The organism is Paenibacillus baekrokdamisoli, assembly GCF_003945345.1.
Lineage (GTDB): Bacteria > Bacillota > Bacilli > Paenibacillales > Paenibacillaceae > Paenibacillus_Z > Paenibacillus_Z baekrokdamisoli.
In genome coordinates this window covers 658,026-671,265 of the sequence record NZ_AP019308.1, presented here as the reverse complement: position 1 = coordinate 671,265, position 13,240 = coordinate 658,026, and the positions used below count along the sequence as shown (strand labels likewise).

Here is a 13,240-nt window from a genome sequence, read left to right as displayed (position 1 = left end):
ACAAACGCTTTCCGTCATTTGCGGTAGGGTTCACCGTATCACCCAAATAACGCAAACCCCAACCTCGATAAGCCCCTCCCTGCGGTCCAAGTGCGCGGAATATCCTGCACCCACCAAAAGAGTAAGTTGCGGGGTAAGGTATCATCAAGTTTTTTGCACCACATCATTTCTCACTTGCGTTCACTATGCTGACTTATAGCTTATCAAATTCCACTCCGAATCTACCAAATATTATACCAAAAATGATTCAATATAAACGTTCATGTTTTGGTTATGATAAACCCCGTTGTTTCCCCCAAATAAAATTTGCCTCATTTATGATAAGGCTCACCTTAACGGGTCTATCGGCGAAAACTACCCGAAGATCCCTTTAGCCTGAATCTCTTTTTCTTAAACGTGTGCAATAGATGGGGTGCGGCTCGTTGAGCCCCCTAAACGAAGCAAGCCCTGACTTCAACCAAGTCAGGGGCGATGGCCTATCATATATTCTCTTGCTTTAATGCATCAATAATGTTTTCCTTTTTTATTTTCGCGCCGGAATATAACATGGCGGAACCGACAATGACAAATACGGCGACAATGACCGAAAGAATGCTCATCCAAGGGAGGGTGAACCCGTAGCTAAATTTGTTCGCAAATGCCCTATAGATCAGATACATCACGACGAAACTGACGGGGAGCCCGAAGAGCAGCGACTTGACCCCATAAAAAATGCTTTCATAGTTCATCATTTTCGCAAAGCCTTTTGGGGTCATGCCAACGGATTTCAGCATCGCAAATTCTCGTTTTCGAAGGGATATGCCCGTCGAGATCGTATTAAAAATGTTCGCAATGGAAATCGCCGAAATCAATACGATAAATCCATAAGAGAAGACGGACATCAATAGAATCTGTTGTTCTTCGCTTTTTCTGGATTGATATACATTGAAGACATTAAGATCGGTCTCATGCATCTCTTCGATTTCCTGCTGCGTTCGCAGCGGTTCCGTGCTTTTCAAATGGAGGTACATCTGAACGTTACCAAGATCGTCGTCTGCCAATCGATTCATGACGCGTTCCGACACGATCATATTTAACCCGCCTACGCCTGTCGGGCTCATCCCCATCGGTGCTTGATCCGTTAGCGCGGCAACGGTCACTTCGTTTGCCTTCGTTTCTTTCCCATTTTCTTTATAGAAGTTCGTTACCTCGATACGTTGGCCGACCTTCGTATAGATGGCCTTCGTCTGGACGTATTTCCCCGTATCCATATCTTTGTAATGGATCCTATCCATCACGATCGCGGCGGGATGATCCGGATCCGTAAGCTGCGCGTAATCTGCGCCGACCGCTCTGGCATAGGCTTGCAGGCTCGAATCGTCCAATGCATGAATCTTAATATCGTAAGGGTATTTGCCGTCTTGCAGTAAGCTCTTGTCCTTCTTCACCTTCGCTTGCAATTCATCGGCGATGATCGCTGCATCGACCCAAGCGTTCCCATACATCTCACGAATCACGTTATATTCCGTGACGCCATCCAGGGATACAATCGATTGTATCAACCGGTCGTCTATTCTTTTTCCGTTGCCGTGCAACACTTCAATATCATATTTGATGCCTTCCCGCGACAGTTCCAGGGATTGTGTCATGCCGGCCGTAAAAAATGATACCGTCAAAAACAAAACAATGCTGATGACGAGCGAAAATACGATGGCATGATATCTCCGTTTGTTCCTTTTTAAGTTTTTCAGCCCAATCTCCGCTTCAATCCCGAAGAACTTGCGAATGAACTTCGACGTTTTCACGGCTTTGGCCGTAAGCTTGACGTCGGTAGTCTGGCGAATCGCGTCCATCGCGGATACCTTGGATGCCCTGATCGCCGGGAGATACGACGAAATGAAAATCGTCAACAGCGATACAACACAAGTAATTAAGAGCGATAACGGCGTGACGATAAGCGTCAACTTTTCATTGGTCCATAATGCCCCTTGAATCATGGAATTCATGAACCAAAAAGTGATCCCAATTCCGGCAAGACCGCATAGGATGCCAATGGGAATGCTGATCAATCCAATGACGACACCTTCAAAAAGCACCGAATTACGCTTCTGCCTTTTCGTTGCCCCCACGCTCGCCAGCATCCCTAAATGGCGGGAACGTTCCGAGACGGATATCGCAAAAGCATTATAGATCAGCGACACCGAGCCGATCATAATGACCCCCATAATAATCGCCGATAAGAAGAACATCATGCTCGACGAGCCACTGCTTTTGGACAAGCCGTAATAACGAAGCAAACTGTTATTATATTGGACGGACACCATATGGTTTTTCTCAGCCAAATCCTCCGCATGAGCGAACAAGAACGGATTGACACGCTGCAACACCACCGACGCATCGACTCGATCGTTTGCCCCGATGATATTTTCATCGACATAGCTAAGGATTGTATACCCCGGGGACCAGGCCGTTTCCCCTAAGGGAGTCTTAATGATGCCTACCACCGTATACTCCCTTGTCTTGATATGCTGCAACGTTTCCTTCACTGTGCCGTCTTCCCTACGCAGCGGTTCGGTCTGATCCAGGGGATGATCACCCCCTTGTTCGAATCGTTCGCCGACGCGAAGGGTTAGACGATCGCCGATTTCGTACTTCACTTTGGCGTTCATTGCAACGGGTTCGGAGATAACGACTTCCTTGTCCGTAAGCGGAAGACGCCCCTTGCTTAGTTCAACCTGAAATTGCGCGAAACCTTGCGCGTCATATGCCTTGATGAACAAGTACGGCTTATTGGGATTTTGCCCCCCTTCTAGTGGGGCAAACCCAAGATCTCTTGCCATCGCGACGGTTTTGGTTGCGTCATCGCCCTGTATCGCCGCAAGCTGTTCTTTGGAGACATCTTGATATTGGACATGCCACTCCCCTGTATCCGCGATAGCTTGCTTGATCAATAAATCCGAAAAGGAAAACACAAGCGTAGCGACGGCGGTCACCATGGCAACCGAAATGATGACGCCGATGATGGTTACGAGCGTTCTTCTCTTGTTCTGCTTCAGATGCCGGATGGTTAGCGTGTTAACAATGTTCATCGTCGGATCACCTCGTCTTTGGCAATCCTCCCGTCTACAATCGAAATAATCCTGTCGGCTTGCAAGGCGATTCGTTCGTCGTGCGTAATAACAATCAGCGTCTGCTGATAGGTTTTATTCAACATTTTTAATAAGTCGACGATCTCGCTGCTATTCTTGCTGTCCAGATTCCCGGTCGGCTCGTCGGCCAGCATGATCGCAGGATTGCCGATGAGTGCTCTGCCGATCGAGACCCGTTGCTGTTGTCCGCCGGATAGCTGATTCGGCAGGTGATTTAATCGATGCTGCAAATTCAGCGTATTTACAAGACTATCCAACTGCTTTTGATCTACTTTTTGGTTATCCAGCAAGAGCGGCAGCGTCATATTCTCCTCTACCGTCAGGACGGGAATCAGATTGAAGAACTGGTAGATCAGGCCGATTTGCCTGCGCCTGAAGATGGCCAGCTGCGTTTCGTTCAAGGCATACATATCCGTATCCTCAACATAAACTTTACCGCCAGTCGGCCGATCCACGCCGCCCAACATATGGAGGAGCGTCGATTTCCCCGATCCGGACGGGCCGATAATCGCAACAAATTCGCCTTTTTGAACCGAGAAAGAAACATCGTCAAGCGCCTTCACTGCCGATTCGCCTTTGCCGTATATTTTAGACAGATGCTCGATTTTTAAAATTTCCATAGTCATACCTCCTTGCCCTGATGCTCAGTTCCAGAAATATATCATCTCTCTAAATCCAACATCCCATAGGGTTTCATTTCCCTCCAAGGTTATCGTAAGTTCATTTGCCTGTGAGAGAAAAATTTTGGACATATCTGGCTCATGACGTTGCGCTTCTGCAGATACGGACAGGAACTCATGTCCATCGACGGCAACCCTGATGATCATATATACAAAATAAGAAAGTTCACATTATTTCCTTGCGGAAATAGGTGGAGCCGTAAGAACTACGTCATTATCTTTTAACTGTACGCGAAAAATATATACAGGTTGAGAAAAACCTTTTGTATCAGTGGCGTGCTCTAAATTATACTCTGTAATGACTAATGTCTCGCCTTCAAATTCTTCACCCGCTCCGAAAGGTCCCATAGGATACATGTCTCCTTGTTTCAGTTTTTGAAATGCTTCTTTTGGAGAAATAATATCGACGTCTCGCACTTTTTGACCTTTGGAATCGTAAACAGGCATTTTTTTACCTTCATCACTTAACTCTAGTGATGTTTTTATAGTGACATGAGACATATCTGTTTTTCCATAAGGATCAAATGGCATATTACCAAATTCCTTCATTTGATACGAAATAATTATTCCAAGTGCGACGAAGCTTACTGCAGTGGGTAAGATTAAATATTTGACTATTTGTGTGTATGATTCCTTTTTTTTCAAAAAAATAAGAGCTATATTTAATATACAATACCCTAGCATCATTCCTATCGTATTATGAAGTAAATCGTCTAGTTCCGCACTTCCACGAAGTGTTATAAATTGAAGAGTTTCAATAAATAAAGATGTTGTAATTGAACTGAATAACATCCATTTTGCTTTTAAAAAAACTTCACTAAATAAAGGTAATAAAATCCCTAACGGAAACAGCATACCTATATTAACAATGATATGAAAAAAAGAATGAAATGAAAATTGATTCCATGCTTGTTGATACTCGCTCAGTACATCGAAATCAATTGTTCTTACAAAGATATTCTCAGCTGAACGACCAAATGTGGTAGCTATTAGTAAAAGGGAATAATATCCTATTATTAATATAAGTAATATAATTTGTCGTTTAGTAAATTTCTTTTCTCGTTCATTAATAAAATTCATTTTACACCTCTTTAGAATAATAAATATTTTATCTGCCATGGAAATCCCCTTGATCGGGAACTTTCAAGGAGAGATATATCTCCTCCTTATTGCCCCACATATACGTGTACGTTTCTTTTTTTTGCCTTCGACGCTATACGCATTATATCTGGTTTCTACGTTTTGACCGCCAATCTTGAGACTGTACCGTTTGGTACCGTCGATGGATTCCCGTTACTATCATTCAATTCGTTGATCGCCACAAAGGGGCCGATTTCTTTGGTGAACGCTTGGTCAACCAGCCCGAAGCCCCCCCATACCCCAAGCATCAGGACAACACTGGAAATGCCCGTAGCAGCCATATTTATCCAGTCATTTTTCGTACGAAAGCCAAGCTTATACGCCCCGAATCCGATGGCTGCGCCTGATGCGTTCTGTATGACGTCGTTCATGTCGAAGCTTCCGAGGAAAGTTAGTGCCTGAATCGTCTCCAGCACGAGAATGGATAGGATGAACCATGTCATGAATCGAATAAAGTTGGTCCGATATAATAACGGAATGAAGATGCCAATAGGGATGAAGGCTGCGATGTTCCCGAAACCCACAAAGTCCATAAGCGTAGGATGTAGAAGATCGGATAGACCTGGCAGCCTAAAGAAACCGTCCGGCAAAAAAATAAAGGTGTACTCGGTGATTTGATCTACCTTACCTACTCTGCCGAAAGCGAAAAACAAAAAATAAAGAATCAAAAGGGTATAGGATATGGTTATAGCCAAAATCATCTTTCGGTGTTGCTTCAATTGCATTGTCTTACCTCCATCGCTTAGCTGATGAATATCATTTTATCTGTCTAAAATGACTATCCAGTGACGATGGAGGTGACAATTCAGTCACTTACGGCGTGCCGTTAAATCACTTGCTTATAAAATTTAATCCGAAACTGCGTACCCTTCCCGCCGTCGCTCGTTACATCGATCACGCCATTCTGGCTGGCAATGATGCTGTGAGCCATCGCAAGTCCTATGCCGATGCTTCCTTCGCCGGCGTTCTTTCCTTTGTAAAAACGTTTGAAAATATAAGGCAAATCTTCTTTCGGAATGCCTTTGCCGTTGTCGGCAATGACGATTTCCGTAAATAGCGCGTTTTCGGAAAATGCGATGGCGATCGCTCCGCCTTCAGGCGTATGCTCCACGCCGTTCTTCAAAATATTGATGACCGCTTCGGCAGTCCAATTGAAATCGCCGACAAAAGAGACGTCGTCATCGCCCGCGATGGAAACCGTCTGTCCCTTAATATCCATCGGAATCAGTACTGGCTCTAATGCCTTTTGGATCAGGTTTATCATGAGTATTCGATCTTTTTTGAATGGGATGGTCTTCGCGTCAATTTTCGATAACTTTAGTAAGGAAGAAACCAGCCAATCGATGCGATCAAGCTGGACGCGAATATGATGGGTGAACTCCGATCTCTTGGCCGGAGGCAGGTCAGGGGCGCTTAACAAATCCGCCATTACCGTCATGGAGGTAAGCGGCGTCTTGAGCTGATGGGAAATATCGGAGATGGCATCCGTCAGTTGAATTTTGTCCCGCTGCAATAGCGACCGGTGCTCCGATAGCATGAGCGTCACTTTGTAAATGTCATTCTTTAAAATGCTCAGCTCGCCTTCTTGGTTATCGCGAACGTCGAGGGAATCATTGCCGTTGCTAATTTCCCGCAAATAGACGGACAGCTTCGCTAGCTCGCGATATCTCCATCTCGTGAATAACAAGCTACTGCCAATGAGTAGCATGGATAGAATGAATACGAGCGCCGCGGCGACAGTCGAAATGAAAGTAGCGGCAACGAGCGCCGCTAAGCTGATCAAGCCCATGAGGAGTAATATTATTTGAATTTCTCGATTACGCAACATCTAATCACCAACCTTATAGCCTAAACCGCGTACCGTTTTGATCAATGTCGGATGCCCTGGATCATCCTCCAGCTTTTCCCTCAGCCTTTTGATATACACCGTTAACGTATTGTCGTTCACGAAGTCGCCGGCCACGTCCCAGATTTGCTCTAAGAGCTGATTCCTTGTGAGAACCTGTCCAATGTGACTGCCGAAGATCAGCAATAAGCGATATTCCAAGGCGGTGAGTGAAATTTCGGCGCCGTTTTTATGCACTTTGCCTTCCAGCGTATTGATTCGGACATGGTCGATGTCGATGATCGCTCTGGCTTGGGACGGCTTCTGGTATCTCCGCAAGACGGACTTGATTCGGGACAGCAGCTCACGAACTCGAAAAGGTTTGGTAATGTAATCGTCGGCTCCCATGTCGAGCCCCATAACGACATTGACCTCATCATCGATCACCGTTAAGAAGATGACCGGAATGTCTCGTCGCTCCTTCACCATCTTGCACAATTCATAGCCGCTTCCGTCCGGAAGCTGTAAATCGAACAAGCATAAAGCGAACTGATCCATGTCTTCGGCGAGCACCTTTTTGGCTGAGGCGACATCATGGCAGAGAACGGTCGAAAAACCATCCTGCTGCAGCGAATATTCCAGACCCGATGCGATCGTCTTATCATCTTCGACTAATAGAATTTTCATAAGCAGATCATCCTTACGATTGGATTAATTATTCAAAAAAATTTTCGCCGTTACTTATGGTATGGTTCCCCCCAGTTAATCTTCAACGACCCTGCAGTTAGCTCAGTAAAGCTACCCATCATCGGCAGTCTTATCGTCATTACGTATTGAGCTATCGTTATCCGTCCCTCAATAGCTGATTTCTTCTGAGTTCTCCCCAATTCAAGGCTCTTTCGACCAAATTATCCATACGATTTTCTTTTTCTTGCTGATATTCATCATAAGAGAAAGATTCCAATATTTTCAACTTTAGATGGCCATAATCCTCAGCTTCTTTTGGGTGGTCTAATAAGTATGATTTGAAGTCCAAGTATGTTAGTATTCTTGAATCGTTATTTTGATAAATATGTACGTGATGAGTTCGTGGAATATCCCCTTTAGTGAAATATCTCCTATTTGGTATTCCATTTTCTCCTCTTACTCGGTATCCCAGATTTATCATAGGCTCGTTATAAAAATTCACTCTGTTGACATCTTTTACGATTAATAAAATATCGATGATTGGTTTTGCGTATCCAATTGATGGCACAGATGTACTACCAACATGGTGAATTTCTATTATTTCCTCCTGGAATATCGCTTTTAATAATTCTGCTTCAATACCATACTTCTGATTCCATTCGTTAGTCCATGGAGTAATTTCCCATCTACTTTTCATAATTCCTCCACTATATAATTTACTAACTATTTCTATCTTGCTTCATGAATACCTTTCCTCTTGCTCTACTGTTCTTAGCGGATTTGTAGGGTCACCAAAACAGAGTCTATAACCATTGAGGTCTTCTACTAAGAGGTCTCTCATGTTGTAATCCATGTTTTCTGGTCCGAAAATAATAGAATTGAGCGAAGGCAGCCGCTCCACTTAGCCGACTGCCTTCGCTGTTATTGAACTCTCGTGTCCCGTTTTATCACAAGCGGATAAATTATCTCGTACCGTAGTCATTAATTTCTATTTTTCGTCCGTCAGGATCGAAAAATGCAATCTCTTTGCCACATCCACCACGATCTTTAATTCCATCTGTGGTAAGTTCTACTCCTTTTTCTTTCATTCTTTCATAGATTTCTTCTATATCTTTGACTTGAAACATCAAAATGGCGTGATTATATCCTTCGATATTATTAAAATTCATTGAAAACTTATCGTTGGACTGTACGAAAAAAATTGTTCCTCCACCTGGAATATCGTTAGAAATGTTTAAGACAACAAGATTTGCGTTAGGGTCTAATGGTGCAAAATCAGCTGTTTCTAAATCAAAAATCTCGCTGTACCATTTTGCAGTTGTGTATGGGTGCTTTGCTGGCAGATAAATACATGATAAATTCAACAATTTGGGTTCCAACTTTGTTGCACTGGACGTACCGATTTCATTCATCATTCTTCTTCCTCCCCATAGAGTTCATCGACATGATTAATTGTAACATTATACCAGTTGTGCTCACAATAAATCACGTCTTACTTACTACCTCCCAGAAGGTTATTTCGTACAATTAGTCTGATGCCGAAAGTTACCTGTAAACTGACATACGCTAAATGTGTATTAGATTAAGATATACTATTATGATCTCCCGTAAAAGAAAGAGTGTGTGGAAATTTGAAGATTAGAGTAGCAAGTGAACTAGACTATCCTGAATTAAGACAGATATACTTTGAATCACGTCGTAAGAGTTTTGAATGGGTGAATAAAATAGAAATGACTGCCAGATGATTTTATTCATAATTTATTTGTTCACCCTGATTTTTCAGGTAAAGGTGTTGGTAGTAAGTTACTTCATGCTGCAATAGAGAAAATGAATAAACCATTGACATTGAAATTTGTATCTGAAAATCAAAAAGCAATAAATTTCTATGCGAATAATGGTTGGAAGAAAGTTGTTGAAGAAGGTAGTCCAGGAGAGAAATATTGGGTTATGGTGTATGAATAAAATAAAAATTTATAATTGAGAACCCGTTTTATTGTGCTCTTTTTTTGCTATAAAATTAAAGCTATGGGAACGCGCTCTCTTTACCCGTTTGAGCTCTCGTGTTCCATTAGTTCAACGACTCGAGAAGGAGATCTGTACATAACAACTTTTTTTATGAGCAAGTAAAAAGGATCCGCCGCGGCGTATCCTTTTGCTGGTTCATGCAACTGTCATTATCTGTAGGGCAATAACAACACTAGCCCTTTCTTTTGACTGGTATCCAGACCTCGCAAATCGAATCAACCTGCCTGTCGTCTACCCAGTAGTATTTTTCGATACATGGACTTTCCACCTGTTCAAAGTTTGACGAAGGAAACCATTCGGAGTAGATACGACGCCAAACATTCTGAATCTCCAGACCAATCTCGACGTCCTCTGTCATCGTTTCTCGGCTTTCAAATACCGCATACATTTGGGTTGGTACATGTATAACAGTAAATCCAGGTGGGGCATCGCATCCTTCTGGCAACTCGTACCCCATCATATAACGCCTAGTCCCATCCTCCTTAAAATCAAAATAATAGCCGTAGAGCAGCGTACCGAACGATCTACCGACCACCTCATTAATCTGGTCATGCGTGCCGTTTTTCCAAATTTTCTCGACGAATTCGGGTATCTCCTTAAAGGGATCGGTACGGATGACGACATCCTTACCAATTACGGTAGAGGCCTGCTGTTCCACAATGCGATAATTCATTTCAAATTCTCCCTTTATCTGAATTTGAAAGGAGATTCGAGAGAATGCCTTGAGCTTTACATCCATTTTCTTCGCCGCGGACGGTGTCACTCCGTGTAACCTTTGAAAAGCCTTGGCAAAAGCCTCCGGACTTTCGTAACCGTACTTCAGTGCGATATCGATAACCTTGCTATCCGTGCCAGCCAACTCTTCAGCCGCAAGCGTTAACCGTCGATTCCGAACGTACTCGGTAACCGTGAAGCCGGTTAATGCATGGAACATTCGTTGAAAATGATACCTTGATGACAAAGCTGCCTTCGCAATATCATCAATCTCAGGCACAACATGCAGATGATCCTCGATATAATCGATGGCCTGGCGAAGCAGTCTTAACGACTCTATCTGATCTCATCTCCTTTCGTATTCAGTGTACATTAGGTAAATATTTCATTCCTGTTCGCGAGTGCGCCGTTTTGTCCGGAAAATGAATCGTCTACCATTTGCTAATTGATGGTGTTTGCTCTAAAGTATATTCATTCTGTCCACGTTCGCTGTATGTAACGGCAAGGTTCATAGCTGTGTCACTGGACTCCTCACCCTCATAAAACAAGTCTAAATCATAGTATGTCTTTCGAAGCATATCACGCCATTCAGGATAATTCTTATCAGATAAGACCCTCTTAGTAATAGCCTCGGCTGATCACGTCAGCAATGACAAGCGCATCCTTCGGATCACTTTTGGAGGGAGAATTATCACGGTTCTCCTTGTTTCGTTTGGTGGTGGCTGGATTCTATACCCACAACAAGGTGAGATGTGGAAAATCGTTCAATGCAACCATCATACCGGGGCGCTCCTTTTTTGACAATCTTAGGCCCTACAGGAATGTTCAGCATGGGAAAGGCCGCCTATGATATTGGCAGCCTCATCCTATTAGTTATAACTATAGTTATCCATCCCTGCACTTTAATAACCAGTGGCACGGTTCAACGAAGAAGTCCCTTTAAATAGCCAGGACCCGGTCCATCACCCGGCATAATTTATCGAACATGGCGTCGATTTCATCACGCGATACAATTAAGGCCGGCATCAACCGTATCGTATGCGGGCTTGGAGAGTTGATTAACAAGCCTTCTTTTAAACATTCAGAAACCAATTCAGCGCCCTTCGGATCCGGAAGGTCGAATGCAATCAACAATCCTTGACCACGGATGCTTGTGAACTGATAGGTTTCTTTTATTCCGTGCAATCGCTCGAGAATGTAATCTCCTTGAACTCCGGCGTGAGCAGGAAGATTACGGTTCACTACTTCGTTCACAACCGCGAGTCCTACAGCCATCGCCAGCGGTTGTCCGGAATAGGTCCCACCTTGGTCACCAGGGTCGAACAGGTTAAATGCCTCTTTCGTTAACATCGCAGAAAGAGGAAACCCGCCTCCGATTCCTTTGCCCAACGTCATGACATCCGCTTCAATTCCGTAAAGTTCATAGGCGAAAAGCTTTCCCGTCCTGCCAAGCCCGGTTTGGATTTCGTCATAGATTAGCATCACTCCATACTCGTCGCATACTTTTCTCAGTTTGTATAAATATTCAACATCAACAGGACGAATTCCGCCCTCTCCTTGAACTAGCTCCAACATAACCGCGCATGTGTTTCGATTCATGACCGACATTAGCGAATCGATGTCGTTCAGGGAGACGTGCCTAAATCCAGGTACTTTCGGAGCAAATAGGGGCTCCCATTGTGATTTCCCCGTCGCGGACATCGTAGCGAGAGAACGCCCATGAAAACCGTTTGTCATCGTAATGATTTCGTACGCTCCACCCAGATTTTTCAAGCCGTGCTTCCTCGCGAGTTTTATAGCACTTTCGTTGGCTTCCGCTCCACTGCTGGCAAAAAAAACTTTATCGAAGCAAGATAGATCCGTTAGCAACTTGGCCAATTCGAGCATCGGTTTATTGTAAAATGCGGGACTTGCGTTTACCAATACGGACGCTTGCCTCTCTAATGCTTCTCTAATCACGGCGGGAGAATGGCCCAAGCATGTTACGGCCCATCCTCCGATAAAATCCAAATACAGCTTGCCTTCCGTGTCCCACAAGTACATTCCCTCTCCGCGTTCCATCACGATATCTGAACGCGCAGCAGTGAACAAAATCGAATCTTTTGCTTCCTCCAACTGCCTGTTGCTGCTTTGGATCATGACAATCTCACCCCTATCCGATAATGAATTATTATACATATTATCGGATAAATATTCAATCTAGGACAAGGAGTATAATCCGTAGGAAGGTATCCGCTAACGTACAATAGCAATACGCTAACCTCCACTGCGAATGCATTCGGATTCCAAGTGTTCGGCACAATGGAACCAATAGTTTGCATTTGCATCAACAAAACCGTTTTTATATTAATGGAATATTTCATGTTGTAAATTGTGCTATTCCAGTGTTAGAATTGGGATAATTAGAAATAATAGCGCTTACAGTATAAAATAGCCACTGCTCAAATTCTAGGTAAGAAGGTTACCGTAAGTTGTTTTCGGTCTACCTAACTCTATAGCTCTTTTACTAGTTTTGAGCTAATTTAATTTTCATGGGAGCTTAATGAAGAACTAGGGCTAAATCTGCTCCCCCGAATTTTTTTTGGTACGTTCTTCAAGCAGTTTTATCTCTTCATTTGCATCTTTTACAATGTATTTCAAACTAATTCCTAAAGTTAATGAAAAGATTGAAATTATAAAGCTAATTAATGTAAAAATTGTTCCTCTTAAATCATTTGTAAAATTATGCTGTAATATTTCAGAGAACTTACTGTTTGAAAATGAAACAATCATCAAAATGAAAAATAACACAAAAATTACAATACATACATTTGATAGCTTTCTAACCCTTTCAAAAAAAAGCATATCGTTATACCTCCTCTAAAGAACATTCAACTTATCAATATATTAACGAGTAATTTTATGAACTTTGTACTTGAAGTATTCGCGAAGTGATTGAAGTTATCCTGTCCGTTACTTCAATGAAAGCAAAAAAGGAGCAGCTTCAATGCCGCTCCTTCACTATGGTTTTTCATTAGCAGAATAATCAGTTGTTGAAGTTG

At 43.1% G+C, this 13,240-nt stretch carries 11 protein-coding genes and 2 pseudogenes; 1 reads left to right on the top strand and 12 read right to left on the bottom strand.

The window, feature by feature from the left end; genetic code table 11:
- Positions 1-479 precede the first annotated feature (479 nt).
- The 8 genes and pseudogenes from EKN16_RS02800 to EKN16_RS02760 all read right to left on the bottom strand — a co-directional run bounded on the left by EKN16_RS02800 (position 480) and on the right by EKN16_RS02760 (position 8,875).
- Positions 480-3,068: an ABC transporter permease gene (locus EKN16_RS02800; protein ID WP_125653605.1), complete on the bottom strand. Its 2,589-nt coding sequence runs from the start codon at positions 3,066-3,068 to the stop codon at positions 480-482.
- Positions 3,065-3,748 carry an ABC transporter ATP-binding protein gene (locus EKN16_RS02795; protein ID WP_125653604.1) on the bottom strand — a complete coding sequence of 228 codons (684 nt, stop codon included), beginning with the start codon at positions 3,746-3,748 and terminating at the stop codon, positions 3,065-3,067. Before EKN16_RS02795 ends, EKN16_RS02800 begins: the two co-directional genes overlap by 4 nt.
- A 231-nt stretch (positions 3,749-3,979) precedes the next feature.
- A complete protein-coding gene (locus EKN16_RS02785) occupies positions 3,980-4,888 on the bottom strand; it encodes a VanZ family protein (protein ID WP_125665789.1) in 909 nt (302 codons plus the stop codon).
- A 34-nt stretch (positions 4,889-4,922) separates the two neighbouring features.
- Positions 4,923-5,673: pseudogene (locus tag EKN16_RS02780) on the bottom strand (VanZ family protein); the annotation flags it as partial.
- A 101-nt stretch (positions 5,674-5,774) separates the two neighbouring features.
- Positions 5,775-6,776, bottom strand: a complete 1,002-nt coding sequence (locus EKN16_RS02775) for a sensor histidine kinase (protein ID WP_125653603.1) — start codon at positions 6,774-6,776, stop codon at positions 5,775-5,777.
- The gene (locus tag EKN16_RS02770) at positions 6,777-7,460 is read right to left on the bottom strand and encodes a response regulator transcription factor (protein ID WP_125653602.1); all 684 of its coding nucleotides are present in this window, start codon (positions 7,458-7,460) and stop codon (positions 6,777-6,779) included.
- A 157-nt stretch (positions 7,461-7,617) separates the two neighbouring features.
- Positions 7,618-8,157 carry a GrpB family protein gene (locus EKN16_RS02765; protein ID WP_125653601.1) on the bottom strand — a complete coding sequence of 180 codons (540 nt, stop codon included), beginning with the start codon at positions 8,155-8,157 and terminating at the stop codon, positions 7,618-7,620.
- A gap of 265 nt (positions 8,158-8,422) precedes the next feature.
- Complete coding sequence (locus tag EKN16_RS02760; protein WP_125653600.1) at positions 8,423-8,875, bottom strand: VOC family protein; 453 nt, start codon at positions 8,873-8,875, stop codon at positions 8,423-8,425.
- Between the two features lie 216 nt (positions 8,876-9,091).
- Between EKN16_RS02760 and EKN16_RS02755 the strand changes: the two are divergent.
- Positions 9,092-9,422 (top strand): annotated as a pseudogene (locus tag EKN16_RS02755) (GNAT family N-acetyltransferase).
- A gap of 235 nt (positions 9,423-9,657) precedes the next feature.
- Here the strand turns inward: EKN16_RS02755 and EKN16_RS02750 are convergent.
- The 4 genes from EKN16_RS02750 to EKN16_RS02735 all read right to left on the bottom strand — a co-directional run bounded on the left by EKN16_RS02750 (position 9,658) and on the right by EKN16_RS02735 (position 13,043).
- Positions 9,658-10,479, bottom strand: a complete 822-nt coding sequence (locus tag EKN16_RS02750; protein ID WP_232016168.1) for an AraC family transcriptional regulator — start codon at positions 10,477-10,479, stop codon at positions 9,658-9,660.
- 151 nt (positions 10,480-10,630) lie between these two features.
- On the bottom strand, positions 10,631-10,777 hold the full coding sequence (locus EKN16_RS32810; protein WP_232016167.1) for a hypothetical protein: 147 nt from the start codon (positions 10,775-10,777) through the stop codon (positions 10,631-10,633).
- A 361-nt stretch (positions 10,778-11,138) separates the two neighbouring features.
- Positions 11,139-12,338 carry an aspartate aminotransferase family protein gene (locus EKN16_RS02740; protein WP_125653598.1) on the bottom strand — a complete coding sequence of 400 codons (1,200 nt, stop codon included), beginning with the start codon at positions 12,336-12,338 and terminating at the stop codon, positions 11,139-11,141.
- A 417-nt stretch (positions 12,339-12,755) separates the two neighbouring features.
- Complete coding sequence (locus tag EKN16_RS02735) at positions 12,756-13,043, bottom strand: hypothetical protein (protein WP_125653597.1); 288 nt, start codon at positions 13,041-13,043, stop codon at positions 12,756-12,758.
- Positions 13,044-13,240: the final 197 nt, after the last annotated feature.